A 13,300-nucleotide genomic window follows, 5' to 3' on the forward strand; every position below is an offset into this window, starting at 1 on the left:
CCATGAAACTGTTGCGCTATGGCGAAAAGGGCCAGGAAAAACCCGGCCTGCTGGATGAGCAGGGCATCCTGCGCGATCTGTCCGCTCACATCCCCGACATCACCGGCGCCACCTTGGGCGCCGAAACCCTGGCCAGCCTCGCCCGCCTCGATCCGGCCAGCCTGCCGCGCGTCGAGGGCCAGCCGCGTATCGGCCCCTGTGTCGGTAACGTCGGCAAATTCATCTGCATCGGCCTCAACTACGCCGACCACGCCGCCGAAGCCGGCATGGCGATCCCCGCAGAGCCGATCATCTTCAACAAGTGGACTAGCGCCATCTGCGGACCCAACGATGCGGTGGAGATCCCCCGTGGCTCGCTGAAGACCGACTGGGAGGTCGAGCTGGGCGTCGTCATCGGCAAGGGCGGCCGCTACATCGACGAGGCGAACGCCCTGGACCATGTGGCGGGCTATTGCGTGGTCAACGACGTATCCGAGCGCGAGTGGCAACTCGAACGCGGCGGCACCTGGGACAAGGGCAAGGGCTTCGACACCTTCGGCCCCCTCGGCCCCTGGCTGGTGACCCGCGACGAGGTGGCCGACCCGCACGCCCTGGACCTCTGGCTGGAGGTCGATGGCCAACGCTATCAGGACGGCAATACGCGCACTCTGATCTTCAAGATCCCGCACCTGATCGCTTACCTGAGCCGCTGCATGAGCCTGCAACCAGGCGACGTCATCTCCACCGGCACGCCGCCCGGCGTCGGCATGGGGATCAAGCCGCAACCGGTCTTCCTCAAGCCCGGCCAGACCATGCGCCTGGGCATTACCGGGCTGGGCGAGCAGAGCCAGATCACCGTTCAGGCCGACTGAGCGACGCCTACCCCTTGAGCCGACCGGCGTCCTATCCCCAAGGCCATCAGCGCCGCCAGGATGCCGGTCAGCCCGGCCAGTACCAGGGCTTCCTGGTAGGAACCGAAATGCTCGCGCAGGGCGCCAGCGAGGAAGGCGGCGCAGGCGGCACCTAGCATATGGCCGCAGAATACCCAGCCGAACACCACCGGCGCGGTCTTCTCGCCGAAGCTCTGGTTGGTCAGCTTGACCGTGGGCGGCACGGTGGCGATCCAGTCCAGGCCGTAGAAGATGCCGAACAGCAGCAACTGCTCGGGCGCGAAGCCGGAGAACGGCAGGTAGATCAGCGAGAGTCCGCGCAGGCTGTAGTAGACGAACAGCAGGCGGCGCGGATCGTATCTGTCGGTCAGCCAGCCGGAAGCGGTGGTGCCCACCAAGTCGAAGAGGCCCATCAGCGCGAGGATGCTGGCGGCCTGGACCTGGGACAGCCCGTGGTCGTGGCCCATGGCGATGAAGTGGGTGCCGATCAGGCCGTTGGTGGTGAAGCCGCAGACGAAGAAAGTCAGGAACAGCAACCAGAAATCCCGCCGGCGACTGGCCATGGCCAGGGTACCGAGGGTGATGCGCAGCAGGTTGCCCGGTGCGGTGGCGGCCGGTGCCTGGAAGTCCGCCGGGGCGCCATGTGGCCGCAGGCCGACGTCCGCCGGCCGCTCCGGCAGCAGCCAAGCCACTAGCGGGATCAGGGCAGCGCTGGCCACGGCCACGGTCAACACCACGGTCTGCCAGCCTTCGTGGCTGGCGAGATGGGCCAGCAGCGGCAGGAACACCAGGTTGCCAGTGGCGGTACTGGCTGCCAGCAGGCCCATCATCAACCCACGCCGGGCGACGAACCAGCGATTGACGATGGCGGCGCCCAGCACCATCGCCACGCAACCGGTGCCCAGGCCGCTGAGCACGCCCCAGGTGGCTACCAGATGCCAGGGCTCGCGCATCAGGGTGCTCAGGGCGGTGGCCAGGCTGATTAGGGTCAGGCCACCGAGCAGGGTGCGGCGAATGCCCAGGGTCTGCATCAGGGCGGCGGCGAAGGGCCCCACCAGGCCATAGAGGAAGATACCCACGGCGGCGGCGAAGGAGACCGTCTCGCGACTCCAGCCAAAGGTGTCCTGCAAGGGCAGCAACAGCACGCCGGGGGTGGATCTCACACCGGCTGAAACCAGCAGGGCGAGAAAGATCAGCGCCAGGACGACGAAGACGTAGCGCTGGCCGAGGGCGGGAGGTGTGGTCATGGTGATCATCCCAGATCAGGAAGGAATGCCCCGAGTATCGCAGCGCGCGCGGCCTGGCGCTGGTCAAGCTGCCCCACGGATCTGGCCAGAATGGGCATTCACAGGAATGGGCGATGGGTGAGTGCTGAAGGTTTGTCTTGTTGGGCTTCGCGGCGCTCAACCCAACCTACGCAGGGCACCCGTAGGTTGGCGCTGAGCGCCGCGAAGCCCAACACGTCCAGCTCAACCGATCGCCCGCAATTCCTCCGCCAATCGCTGCGCCAGCCAGCGCGCCGCCGGACCGGGCGCGGCGTTGCGGCGCCAGGCTAGTTCCACCACCAGGGCGGGCGGTACCCAGTCGCAGTCCAGTTCGGCCAGCAGTCCCTGGTAGGAGGGATAGCGCGCCACGTGGCGAGGCAGCCAGCCCCAGCCCAGACCACGCATCAGCAATTCGGCGAGCAGATAGAAGCTATCGGCGCGCCAGACCTGGGGGGCGATCTGTTCGCCACCGGGATAGGCATTCTCCAGCGGCGCGATGAGCAACTGCCGATGCCGGGCCAATTCGCGGCGCCCTACCCAGCGCTGTCCGGCCAGGGGATGGCTAGCGCTGCAGGCGGTGACCTGGGCGATGTCGCCCAGGGCCTGGCGCTCCAGCGCCTGGGGCATGCGCTCGTGGCGAAACAGCAGGCCCAGGTCGGCCTGATCGGTCAGCAGCTTGCGCGCCACATCGCCCTGGGCACCGCTGGTGAGCTGGACTTCCAGATGGGGAAAGGCCGTGGCCAGGGCATCCAGGGCATCGAGCACCGGTTGATAGGGCATGGCCTCGTCCAGCGCCAGGCGCAGCAGGGGCTCCTGTCCGGCGCACAGGGCCTGGGCCCGACTATCCAGCCGCTGGCACTGGCGCAAGACCTCGCGGGCCTCCTCCAGCAGGGCGAGTCCGGCCGCGGTGATGACCGGCGTGCGGCCATTGCTGCGCTCGAACAACGCGACACCGAGATCGGTCTCCAGCAGGGCGATGGCCGAGCTGACCGCCGACTGGGCCCGTCCCAGGCGGCGGCCCATGGCGGAAAAACTCGCGCCCTCGGCGATCCCGACAAAGATTTCCAACTGCTCCAGATTCCACTGCACAACCCATCTCCCTATCAGATAGGTATTAACTTTTACCTATCACAACCTCAGGCACAATGGGGGCATTCGAAAGGAGGACTCACCATGAGCGGATACGTCTACCTGGCCATCGCCATCGCAGCTGAAGTCGTCGCCACCACCTCCATGAAGGCCGTGAGCGGCTTCAGCAAGCCGCTGCCACTGATCCTGGTCATCGGTGGCTATGCCCTGGCCTTCTCGATGCTGACCCTGGTGGTGCGCAGCATCCCCGTCGGCATCGCCTATGCCATCTGGGCCGGGCTGGGCATCGTGCTGGTCAGCATCGCCGCGGCCTTCCTCTACAACCAGAAGCTGGACCTGCCCGCCATGCTGGGCATGGGCCTGATCGTCGCCGGAGTGGTGGTTATCCAGCTGTTTTCGGGTAGCACGGGGCATTGAGGTCCGGCGCTGGCGTCGTCTATCACCAGAGGTCCGCCGTGTCGCGGACCTTGGTCTTGGAGGCCAGCGCATTCAGCGCAATGCGATGCACCACTTCCAGCGGTGCGGTGCAGAGGTCGCCGACGACGGTCACGTCACGACTCGCAGCCAGGGCGGTCAAGGTCGTGAAGGCGACGCAGTTCTGCGTCATCATGCCGCCGATGAGCAATTCGTCGACACCGGACAGATGAGTCGCCAGGGTCGTCTCCTGGAAGGCATCGGCGACCCTCTTGGTCACCACGGGTGCGTCACCCGCTGCCGCGACGATCTCCGGCCGCAACTCGCAGCCGGAACCGCCCATGGCAAACAGCCCGCTCGGTGCGTTGGATAGGTGCTGGATCAGTATCACCGCGTCGCCCGCCTGGCGGGCCTTGGCGATGGCCTCGACGAGGCGGCGCTCCACGGCCTCCGCCTCCCAGAGTGGCAACACGCCCCCGGGAAAATAGTCGTTCTGGATATCGACGATCACTAGGGCACGGCTCATGCTGGATTCCTTTGGCGGCAGACGTGGATTGGTCTGGATGGGCGCCATGGTGACAGCCGGGTGACGCCGGCCAGCAGTGTTCAACGAGACAATTGAGGTAAAAATCGGGCAATGCACATCGCCGTCCTCGCCTATTCCGGTATCAGCCCCTTTCTCCTGTCGACGCCGTTGGCGGTGTTCGGCGAGCCCTTTCTGGACGCGGGTCACCAGCTTTCGGTCTGCGCGAATCCGGGACGGCTGGGCGGCTTCGGCGGTCTTGCCCTGGAAACCAGCTGGCCACTGGACCGAGCGCGCGAGGCCGATGTGGTCATCCTGCCCGGCTGGCGCGACCCGGATGAACCGGTCAGCGAAGATCTGCTTAGCGTACTGACGGAGGCCGCCGCACGCGGTGCCCTGGTGGTTGGACTCTGCCTGGGTGCCTTCGGTCTAGCGGCGGCTGGCTTGCTCCAAGGGCGCCGCGCCACCACCCACTGGCGCCATACCGAGACCTTCGCCCGCCGCTACCCAGAGATCCAGGTCGATGCCCAGGCGCTGTTCGTCGACGAAGGGATGGTCGTGACCTCCGCAGGTGTCGCCGCCGGACTCGACTGCTGCCTACATCTGCTGGGCCGACTGATGGGCACCGGCGAAGCCAATCGCGTGGCCCGGCATCTCGTGGCCCCGCCGCAACGGGCGGGCGCCCAGGTGCAGCTCCTCAAGCAGCCGACGCTGGGATCATCGGCAGCCCAACGCATCAACGCGGCGCTCGAAGAGCTGCGTGCCGATCCCTGTCGCTCACCGTCACTGGACGAACTCGCCGCGCGCGTCGGCATGAGTCGACGCAACCTGTCGCGTCATCTTCGTGAAAGAACCGGGGGCGGTCTCAAGGATTGGCTCCGACGGATGCGGATCGCCCAGGCCCAGGCGCAACTCGCGGCGGGTGCCCGTGGACTGGAAAGCATCGCCAGTCGCTGCGGCTTCGCCGATGCCCATGCCCTGCGCGCAGCATTCCGCACCGAATTGGGCCTGACACCCCTGCAATGGCTGGCGCGGCAACCACCAGCGCTGTAGTGGGACGAGCCACCGACCTAAGCAGCAAGGCCAGGTGTCCGTCCTAATATGTAAGAATCTCCCTTTGATTTCCCACCATGTAGGCTGTTCATGTCCCAACCCTGGTCCACCGATCTCCTCATCGTCGGCGGCGGCGTCGCCGGCCTCTGGCTCAACGCCCGCCTCAGGCGCGCCGGCTATGCCACCGTGCTGGTGGAAACCGGCGCCCTGGGTGGCGGCCAGAGCGGCAAGTCCCAGGGCATCATCCATGGCGGCACTAAGTACGCCCTGACCGGGATGCTCACCGGCGCCTCCGAGGCCATCGCCGACATGCCGCGGCGCTGGCGCGAGAGCCTGGCCGGCACGGGCGAGCTGGATCTGTCCGGCGTGCGCCTGCTCTCCGAGGCCCACTACCTCTGGTCGCCCGGCAGCCTGGCCGGCAATCTCACCAGCTTCTTCGCCAGCAAGGCGGTACGCGGCCGGGTGGATGCGGTCAAGGGCGACGAACTGCCCCCGGCCCTGCGCGACCGTGCCTTCAAGGGCAAGGTCTATCGCCTGGCCGAATTGGTGCTGGACGTGCCCAGCCTGGTCACGCGCCTGGCCGAACTGGCCGGCGACAGCCTGCTGGCCGGGCGGAATCTCCAACCGCTACGGGAAGACGGCGAGCTGACCGGCCTGGTGGTGGACGGCCAAGCCATCCGCGCCCGCCGTATCGTGCTCACCGCCGGTGCCGGCATGGCCGACCTGCTCAGGGCCCTGGGTCTCGAACAGCCAGCCATGCAGCGCCGGCCGTTGCACATGGTGGTGGTCAAGGGGCCCATGCTCAAACCCCTCTATGCCCACTGCCTGGGCGGCGGCCCCAAGCCGCGGGTGACCATCACCAGCCATCCCACCGCCGACGGCCAGTGGCTGTGGTACCTGGGCGGCGACCTGGCCGAAGCCGAGGGCGTGGCCCGCGAACCCGCCGAGCAGATCGCCACGGCGCGGGAAGAATTGCAGCGCCTGCTGCCCTGGATCGACTTCGCCGGCGCCCAGTGGGCGACCCTGAGAGTGGATCGCGCCGAGCCGGCGCAATCCGGCCTGGTGCGACCGGACAACGCCTTTCTCGCCGAGGAAGGCCGCCTGCTGGTGGGCTGGCCAACCAAGCTGGCCCTGTCGCCGGATCTGGCCGACCGGGTCCTGGCCCATCTCGACCGGGATGGTATCGCGCCAGGGCAGCACCCCGTCCTGCCCGTCCATCACCAGCCGCCGGTCGCGGCGCCCTTCTGGGAGGAACTGCTGCCATGAATCTGCACGGCCTGCACCGCCCCCTGGGCAGCACCGGTCTCGAGGTGTCCCCCCTGGGCCTGGGCACGGTCAAGTTCGGCCGCGACCAGGGCGTGAAATACCCCAACGGCTTCACCATTCCCGACGACCGCGCGGCCGCCGATCTGCTGAGCCTGGCCCGCGAGCTGGGCATCAATTTGCTGGATACCGCCCCGGCCTATGGCCGCAGTGAGGAACGCCTGGGGCCACTGCTGCGCGGCCAGCGCCAGAACTGGGTGATCGCCAGCAAGGTCGGTGAGGAATTCGACGGTGGCTTGTCCAGCTTCGATTTCAGCCCGGCCCACACCCGCCGCTCGGTGGAGCGTAGCCTGCGCCGGCTGGAGACCGACTGGCTGGACCTGGTGCTGGTGCATTCCGACGGCAACGACCTGGCCATCCTCCAAGACAGCGGCTGCTACGAGACCCTCGCCGAACTCAAGCGCGAGGGGCTGATCCGTGCCTTCGGCTTTTCCGGCAAGACCGTGGCCGGTGGCCTCAAGGCCCTGGAGACCGGCGATTGCGCCATGGTCACCTTCAATCTCAACGAAGACGCCGAGATTCCGGTGATCCAGGCCGCCGCGGCGGCGGGCAAGGGCATCCTGATCAAGAAGGCCCTGGCCAGCGGGCACGCCGTGCTGGGCGCCGGCCAGGATCCGGTGCGGGCCAGCTTCGCCCGGGTGTTCGGTGAACCCGGGGTGAGCGGCGCGATAGTCGGCACTATCGATCCCCTGCACCTGTCACATAATGTCCGTACCCTGGCCGAAGTGATTACCGCTCGGCCCTGATCCAGAGCGTTTCGCTGATCCTTCGCATTCGTCCGCTGGACGCCCCCTCCCAGCCACTGTGGGTGTGCGTCTTCGGCATACAACAAACAGGAGTCGGCCATGCCCCAGCTCATCGCCCGCCACAACCCCAAGGCGTTCAAGACCCTGCCCCTGCTGGTCGAGGCCTCCGCGGAAGGCCTCACCTACCAGGCCCTCGGCCAACCACTGAATTTCGCCGAGATGTTGCAACGCCGCCAGCCCATCGAGCTCGCCGATGCCCAGCACTTCAGCGTCAAGCTGGCCAACCTGGGCGTCTCCGTACGGCTGACGCTGAATTGGCAAGGCCAGGACCATTGGCTGCTGGTACGCCAGCGCCGGCCCGATCGCGGCGACGTGGTGCTCAAACTGATTTCCGGCTACATCCCCGCCCACGAACTGGCGCTGCCGCTGCTCACCGCCGTGCAGGAGGTGGCCGAGGAATGCCTGATCGAGACGCCGCGCGGCTGGCTGGGTGGGCGCTTCGCCGATACCTGGCTACCGACGCCCTACGCCCCCGCCCTGCCCTATCGCGAGGATGTGGCCTTTCGTCTCACTCCGCGCTCGGGCGCGGCGCGGCCGGTACGCTGTGGCAGCCTGGCGCTGCTGGAGCGTCCGCGCGCCTATGTGCATACCCCCACCGCCTCGCTGCAGCTGGTCTACGACCTGCTCCTGGAATTGCCCAAGGAGTGCAAGGCGCCGAGCCTGTTCCATGTCGACGAGAAGATCGAGAACGGTCAGTTGCTGGCGCGGCTGGACCGGCAGCGCCCCGATCTCTATCTGGTCGCCCTGGCTAATGGCAAGCCTACCGGCGAGCTCTATACCCTGTCGGCTGGACAACGGGTGCCGGTCTCGACCCGTGGCCTATGGCTGTCGGAAAGCTTCGCTCGCCAGGACGGCTGGCTGGTCCACGACAGCCGGGTACGCTGGCGCGACTGGCTGGAGCGCATGGCGCCGCAAAACGCCTTGCAGCGAGCCTAGTCGCCGCCGGCGCGGCGCTCGCCGGTGACGCCGCCGGCCGCGGCCTGGACCCGGCCGGCTAGCCGCGAAAAGGGCAGCGTCTGGATCCACACGGTGCCATGGCCACTCAGGGTAGCCAGCACCAGGCCCTCGCCACCGAACAGCATGCTGCGCAGGCCACCGGCCAGCTTGATGTTGTAGTCGATGCCGCTGGTGAAGCCCACCAGGCAACCGGTATCCAGGCGCAGGGTCTCGCCCTTGAGTTCCTTGCGGATCACCGTGCCGCCGGCATGCACGAAGGCCATACCATCGCCTTCCAGCCGTTGCAGGATGAAGCCTTCGCCACCGAAGAAACCGGCGCCCAGGCGGCGGGTGAAGGCCACGCCGATACGGGTGCCCTTGGCCGCGCAGAGAAAGGAATCGCGCTGGCAGAACAGGGTGCCGCCCAGGGCCGCCAGGTCCAGGGGCACCACCTGCCCCGGATAGGGTGCGGCGAAGGCGACGTGACGCTTCGTCCGGCCTTCGTTGGTGAAATGGGTCATGAACAGCGACTCGCCGCCGAGCATGCGCTTGCCGGCGCCCCAGAGCTTGCCGAGCAAGCCAGCGGAGCCGTCGCCCATGCGTGCGGTGAAGTCGATGTCGGCTTCCATATAAGTCATGGCACCGGCCTCGGCGATCACCGTCTCGCCGGGATCGAGGCCGATCTCCACAGCCTGCAGGGACTCGCCGAGGATGCGATGGTCGAGGATATGGCTGGGCATGGCTGTCGAACTCCTGGTGTAGCGTGGAAAACGGCGCAGCCTTTTCCACTCGGTGACGCGATGAACTTAGTGGTTCTTGCTCGAGGATGACGTCGAATGGCGGCTCACGTGGAAAACGCTGCGCGGTTTTCCACCCTACAACATCGTGATCATTACCGGTGCCACCTGCCTTCCCTCACACCAGCCCTCTCCTGAGGGAGAGGGCTGCTCGTGTAGGTTGGGTTGAGCGCAGCGAAGCCCAACACGGCCCGCCTCGACCACGACTGTTGGGCTTCGGCGATGGAGCTGCCTCAACCCAACCTACCCTCCTTCACACATCCCGCAGCTCACCGGCAAACCGCTCCAATCTCTGGCGCAGCCGCTGATTCTCCCGCCGCAGCTCCTCCACCTCGTCCAAGAGGTGCAAGGCCAGGGCCGTGGCGGCCCAATCCAATTCCAGCTCCTGGCGCAGGCGGACGGCGCGGCGGGCGCGGTACAGGGCTCCGGTGTCGAAATGCCATTCGGCCGGGCGCTTGCCGCGTTGCGGGGCCAGGATGCCGTGTTCGACGATCTCCACCACCACGGGCTCGCTCACCTCGCAGAGCACGCAGAATTCCTGCAGGACGATCAGACTGCTCATCGGACTTTCCTCCAGTCGTGGCGGGGATCGAAGGCCGCCCGCTCGGCCAGTTGGCGCCACAGCGCCTGGGTTTCTTCATCGCCCTTGGGTGGCATCACCACCTTGAGCAACGCATGCAGATCGCCCTGCCCGCCCTTGCCGGCGAGGCCCTTGCCGCGTACTCGCAGGCGCGCGCCGCTCTGGCTGCCAGCCGGAATGCTGAGCATGATCTGGCCATCCAGCGTCGGCACCTGCACCTTGGCACCCAGGGCCGCTTCCCAGGGTGCGAGCGGCACGCTGACCACCAGGTCCTGGCCATCCACGTCGAACAGGGGGTGCGGCACCAGACGGATGACCAGATAGAGATCTCCGGCCTCCGCCCCGCCGATACCCGGCTCGCCTTGGCCTTTCAGGCGGATGCGTTCGCCGTCGGTACTGCCGGCGGGAATCTTGACGTTGAGGGTCTTGGTGGTCTCGCCGACCCGCCGGCCGAGCTCATCGCGCTGCGGCAGGGAAAAACTCAGCGGCTTGGTGGTGCCGGCATGGCTCTCTTCGAGAAACAGCGGCAATTCCAGCTCGACGTCGCGCCCGCGGCGGGCGAAGCCGCCCTGCTGCGAGCGCCCGGCAGCACCGAACAGGGATTCGAAGAAATCGGAATAGTCCGCGCCAAAGCCGGCATGGGGATCGCTGTAGTCATCGCCCGAACCCGGCTGCCAGTCCGGCGGCACCTGGAAGCGCTCGCCCTGCTGCTGGTAGAGGCGCACCTGGTCGTACTCGGCGCGCTTGTGCGGATCGCGCAAGACGTCATAGGCCTCGGCCACCTCCTTGAAGCGAGCTTCGGCATCGGCCTCCTTGCTCACATCGGGATGGTACTTGCGCGCCAGTTTGCGATAGGCGGTCTTGAGCGTCTTGTCGTCGACGTCGGGGGTTACGCCGAGCACCTCGTAGTAGTCCTTGAAGTCCATTGCGGTCTCCAGCAGCTATTCCCCTAGAGACCGCGACGGCCCCAGGGGGTTGCATGGCACCACTCAGTCGCCGCGCTTGCGAAACGCCCAGCTACCGGCCAGCACCGTGAAGGTAGCCACCAGCGCCACCAGGATCCAGAAGCCATGGGGCGAGCTGGCCAGCGGGATGCCACCCACGTTCATGCCGAAGAAGCCGGCGATGATGTTGATCGGCAGGGCCAGCACCGTGACCAGGGTCAGGGTGAACAGGGTGCGGTTGGTCTGCTCGGCGGAGGCGGCGGCGATCTCTTCCTGTAGCAGCTTGAGCCGCTCGACCAGGGCCGCCAGGTCGTCCAGTACCCGGTCGAATTCTTCGGTAGCTTCGCGCAGGGTCTGGATGTCGTCGCGGCGGAGCCAGGCCGGTGGCCGGTTCAGGAGCCGCAGCAGAGAGCCCGGTTCCAGGGCCAGCAGCCGCTGCAGCCGCACCAGGGCCCGCCTCAGGCTGCCCAGCTCGGCGCGGCTGGCGGCCAGCCGCTGGGACAGCAGGCGATCCTCGATGGCGTCCACCTTGACCGTGGTGTCGCGGATGATGCCGGTGAGCACATCGGCCTAGTCGCGCAGCAGGTGCACCAGCAATTCCAGGGTCGAACCGAAGCCCTCGCCACGACGCACCGCATGGCGCAGGCGATCCACCGAGCGCAGCGGCTGGGCGCGGGCGGTCACCAGCAACCCCGGCCGGGCGCAGGCCCAGAGGGTGGCGACGTCCACCGAGACCTGGCCATAGGCGAGGGTCACGTCGTTCACCACCCCGAGCAGGGTGTCGTCGGCCGGCTCTAGACGGGTCGAATGGGAGCCGGCGTGCAGGGATTCGAAGAATTCCTCGGGCAATCCCAGGTGCTCGCGCATCCAGCGCTCGGCGGCGGCGTGGGCCAGGTTGAAATGCAGCCAGCGAAAACCGCCCTCTTCCGCCTCCCAGGGATCTTCCGGTGCCATGGTCAGGGCGTGGCCGGGCTGGCCGGAGGTGAAGTGATAGGCATAGAGCAGCCCCAGCCGTTCGGCGGCCGGATGCAGGGGAATCAGGGTGTTGGTCATGGCTACCTGCGGGAGAAACGCGACATCAGGGCTCTGTTAGCAGGCTCAGATGAACCTTTGATGACAGAGCCCCGGTCGACAGGAGCCGGAGCGACGCCCCGAGCGGGGCGCCCCCCTTATTGCGGACGCATGTGCGGGAAGAGGATGACGTCGCGGATCGACGGCGAGTTGGTCAGCAGCATCACCAGGCGGTCGATGCCAATGCCTTCGCCAGCGGTGGGCGGCATGCCGTATTCCAGGGCGTTGATGAAGTCGGCGTCGTAGTGCATGGCCTCGTCGTCACCGGCGTCCTTTTCCTGGACCTGCAGCATGAAGCGCGCGGCTTGGTCTTCGGCGTCGTTGAGCTCGGAGTAGGCGTTGGCGATCTCGCGGCCACCGATGAACAGCTCGAAACGGTCGGTGACGTTGGGATTCTGGTCGTTGCGGCGCGCCAGCGGCGAGACCTCGAAGGGGTACTCGGTGATGAAGTGCGGCTGCTCCAGCTTGCTCTCCACCAGCTCCTCGAAAATCATCACCTGCAGCTTGCCCAGGCCTTCGTGACCGAGCACCTTGGCGCCGGCTTTCTTGGCGATGGCGCGGGCCTTTTCGACGTCGTTGAGATCGGCCGCGGTGATGTCCGGGTTGTACTTGAGGATGGAGTCGTACACCGACAGGCGCACGAAGGGCTCGCCGAAGTGGAAGACCTTGTCGCCATAGGGCACGTCGGTGCTGCCGAGCACGGCCTGGGCCAGCTCGCGGAACAGTTCCTCGGTGAGGTCCATGTTGTCTTCGTAGTCGGCGTAGGCCTGGTAGAACTCGAGCATGGTGAACTCGGGGTTGTGCCGGGTCGAGACGCCTTCGTTACGGAAGTTGCGGTTGATCTCGAAGACCTTCTCGAAGCCACCCACTACCAGGCGCTTGAGGTACAGCTCCGGCGCGATGCGCAGGAACATGGCCATGTCGAGGGCGTTGTGGTGGGTCTCGAAGGGCTTGGCCGCCGCGCCGCCGGGGATGGTCTGCAGCATGGGGGTTTCCACTTCGAGGAAACCGCGCTCCATGAGGAACCGGCGGATGTGGGCGATGACCTGGGAGCGCACGCGGAAGGTCTGGCGGACCTCTTCGTTGACGATCAGGTCGACGTAGCGCTGGCGATAGCGCAGCTCGGTGTCGGTCAGGCCGTGGTGCTTGTCGGGCAGCGGACGTAGCGACTTGGTCAGCAGGCGCACGTCGCTCATGTTGACGTAGAGATCGCCCTTGCCGGAGCGGGCCAGGATGCCCTCGGTGGCGATGATGTCGCCCAGGTCCCAGGTCTTGACCGCTTCCAGGGTCTCGGCCGGCAGGGTCTTGCGGTCGACGTAGACCTGGATGCGCCCGCTGGTGTCCTGCAGCACCATGAAGGCGCCACGGTTGAGCATGATGCGCCCGGCCACCTTGACCTTGATGCCCGCGGCCTCCAGCTCTTCCTTGGTCTTGTCGGCGTACTGCTTCTGCAGGTCACCGGCCAGGCTGTCGCGACGGAAGTCGTTGGGGAAGGGAATGGCCTGCTGGTCGCGCAGCGCGGCAAGCTTTTCCTTGCGCTGGGCGATCAGCTTGTTGTCTTCCTGTTCCTGGGCTTGGGAGTCTAGGGGTTGTTCGCTCATGTCTGCTGTTTACCTGGGGAGTGCTGGTT

General features: G+C 66.8%; 13 protein-coding genes and 1 pseudogene. 6 read left to right on the plus strand and 8 right to left on the minus strand.

Translation table 11 applies throughout. The features are described from left to right. Positions 1–2: 2 nt before the first annotated feature. Entirely contained in the window at positions 3–851 is an 849-nt protein-coding gene (locus CCZ28_RS11120; RefSeq protein WP_140218029.1) for an ureidoglycolate lyase, read from the plus strand. On the opposite strand, the gene CCZ28_RS11125 is transcribed toward CCZ28_RS11120, so the two are convergent. After that, the gene (locus CCZ28_RS11125; protein ID WP_240795261.1) at positions 839–2,116 is read right to left on the minus strand and encodes an MFS transporter; all 1,278 of its coding nucleotides are present in this window, start codon (positions 2,114–2,116) and stop codon (positions 839–841) included. The two genes, CCZ28_RS11120 and CCZ28_RS11125, sit on opposite strands and share 13 nt — an antisense overlap. A gap of 222 nt (positions 2,117–2,338) precedes the next feature. Beyond that, complete coding sequence (locus CCZ28_RS11130; RefSeq protein ID WP_140218033.1) at positions 2,339–3,223, minus strand: LysR family transcriptional regulator; 885 nt, start codon at positions 3,221–3,223, stop codon at positions 2,339–2,341. A gap of 84 nt (positions 3,224–3,307) precedes the next feature. On the opposite strand from CCZ28_RS11130, the gene CCZ28_RS11135 reads away from it, so the two are divergent. Continuing rightward, on the plus strand, positions 3,308–3,640 hold the full coding sequence (locus tag CCZ28_RS11135) for a DMT family transporter (RefSeq protein ID WP_058763764.1): 333 nt from the start codon (positions 3,308–3,310) through the stop codon (positions 3,638–3,640). A 22-nt stretch (positions 3,641–3,662) separates the two neighbouring features. On the opposite strand, the gene CCZ28_RS11140 is transcribed toward CCZ28_RS11135, so the two are convergent. Then, the gene (locus tag CCZ28_RS11140; RefSeq protein ID WP_140218035.1) at positions 3,663–4,163 is read right to left on the minus strand and encodes a cysteine hydrolase family protein; all 501 of its coding nucleotides are present in this window, start codon (positions 4,161–4,163) and stop codon (positions 3,663–3,665) included. 111 nt (positions 4,164–4,274) lie between these two features. Here CCZ28_RS11140 and CCZ28_RS11145 point away from each other — a divergent pair, with 111 nt between their 5' ends. From CCZ28_RS11145 to CCZ28_RS11160, 4 genes are all read left to right on the plus strand, one after another. Continuing rightward, positions 4,275–5,213: a GlxA family transcriptional regulator gene (locus CCZ28_RS11145; RefSeq protein WP_140218037.1), complete on the plus strand. Its 939-nt coding sequence runs from the start codon at positions 4,275–4,277 to the stop codon at positions 5,211–5,213. Positions 5,214–5,303: 90 nt separating this feature from the next. Then, positions 5,304–6,479, plus strand: a complete 1,176-nt coding sequence (locus tag CCZ28_RS11150; protein ID WP_140218039.1) for an FAD-dependent oxidoreductase — start codon at positions 5,304–5,306, stop codon at positions 6,477–6,479. Beyond that, positions 6,476–7,282 carry an aldo/keto reductase gene (locus tag CCZ28_RS11155; RefSeq protein WP_140218041.1) on the plus strand — a complete coding sequence of 269 codons (807 nt, stop codon included), beginning with the start codon at positions 6,476–6,478 and terminating at the stop codon, positions 7,280–7,282. Before CCZ28_RS11150 ends, CCZ28_RS11155 begins: the two co-directional genes overlap by 4 nt. A gap of 99 nt (positions 7,283–7,381) precedes the next feature. Further along, a complete protein-coding gene (locus CCZ28_RS11160; RefSeq protein ID WP_140218043.1) occupies positions 7,382–8,278 on the plus strand; it encodes a metal ABC transporter ATPase in 897 nt (298 codons plus the stop codon). Here CCZ28_RS11160 and CCZ28_RS11165 read toward each other — a convergent pair. From CCZ28_RS11165 to lysS, 5 genes and pseudogenes are all read right to left on the minus strand, one after another. Beyond that, complete coding sequence (locus tag CCZ28_RS11165) at positions 8,275–9,018, minus strand: TIGR00266 family protein (RefSeq protein WP_140218045.1); 744 nt, start codon at positions 9,016–9,018, stop codon at positions 8,275–8,277. The genes CCZ28_RS11160 and CCZ28_RS11165 overlap by 4 nt on opposite strands. A 310-nt stretch (positions 9,019–9,328) precedes the next feature. Then, positions 9,329–9,637 carry a chaperone modulator CbpM gene (locus CCZ28_RS11170; RefSeq protein ID WP_140218047.1) on the minus strand — a complete coding sequence of 103 codons (309 nt, stop codon included), beginning with the start codon at positions 9,635–9,637 and terminating at the stop codon, positions 9,329–9,331. Further along, positions 9,634–10,581 (minus strand): curved DNA-binding protein, encoded by a 948-nt coding sequence (gene cbpA, locus CCZ28_RS11175; RefSeq protein WP_140218049.1) that lies wholly within the window; start codon positions 10,579–10,581, stop codon positions 9,634–9,636. Before cbpA ends, CCZ28_RS11170 begins: the two co-directional genes overlap by 4 nt. A 63-nt stretch (positions 10,582–10,644) precedes the next feature. Further along, positions 10,645–11,514 (minus strand): annotated as a pseudogene (locus tag CCZ28_RS11180) (transporter); the annotation flags it as partial. A gap of 254 nt (positions 11,515–11,768) precedes the next feature. Continuing rightward, a complete protein-coding gene (gene lysS / locus CCZ28_RS11185) occupies positions 11,769–13,271 on the minus strand; it encodes a lysine--tRNA ligase (protein WP_140218051.1) in 1,503 nt (500 codons plus the stop codon). Between the last annotated feature and the right edge of the window lie 29 nt (positions 13,272–13,300).

Origin of the sequence: Pseudomonas oryzihabitans, from assembly GCF_006384975.1 — a bacterium.
Taxonomy (GTDB): Bacteria; Pseudomonadota; Gammaproteobacteria; order Pseudomonadales; family Pseudomonadaceae; genus Chryseomonas; species Chryseomonas psychrotolerans_B.

Coding starts and splice junctions, on each gene's coding strand:
- CCZ28_RS11160 (WP_140218043.1), top strand. CDS start 7,382: ATGCCCCAGCTCATCGCCCGCCACAACCCCAAGGCGTTCAAGACCCTG.
- CCZ28_RS11125 (WP_240795261.1), bottom strand. CDS start 2,116: ATGACCACACCTCCCGCCCTCGGCCAGCGCTACGTCTTCGTCGTCCTG.
- CCZ28_RS11120 (WP_140218029.1), top strand. CDS start 3: ATGAAACTGTTGCGCTATGGCGAAAAGGGCCAGGAAAAACCCGGCCTG.
- CCZ28_RS11145 (WP_140218037.1), top strand. CDS start 4,275: ATGCACATCGCCGTCCTCGCCTATTCCGGTATCAGCCCCTTTCTCCTG.
- CCZ28_RS11140 (WP_140218035.1), bottom strand. CDS start 4,163: ATGAGCCGTGCCCTAGTGATCGTCGATATCCAGAACGACTATTTTCCC.
- CCZ28_RS11170 (WP_140218047.1), bottom strand. CDS start 9,637: ATGAGCAGTCTGATCGTCCTGCAGGAATTCTGCGTGCTCTGCGAGGTG.
- CCZ28_RS11155 (WP_140218041.1), top strand. CDS start 6,476: ATGAATCTGCACGGCCTGCACCGCCCCCTGGGCAGCACCGGTCTCGAG.
- CCZ28_RS11165 (WP_140218045.1), bottom strand. CDS start 9,018: ATGCCCAGCCATATCCTCGACCATCGCATCCTCGGCGAGTCCCTGCAG.
- lysS (WP_140218051.1), bottom strand. CDS start 13,271: ATGAGCGAACAACCCCTAGACTCCCAAGCCCAGGAACAGGAAGACAAC.
- cbpA (WP_140218049.1), bottom strand. CDS start 10,581: ATGGACTTCAAGGACTACTACGAGGTGCTCGGCGTAACCCCCGACGTC.
- CCZ28_RS11135 (WP_058763764.1), top strand. CDS start 3,308: ATGAGCGGATACGTCTACCTGGCCATCGCCATCGCAGCTGAAGTCGTC.
- CCZ28_RS11150 (WP_140218039.1), top strand. CDS start 5,304: ATGTCCCAACCCTGGTCCACCGATCTCCTCATCGTCGGCGGCGGCGTC.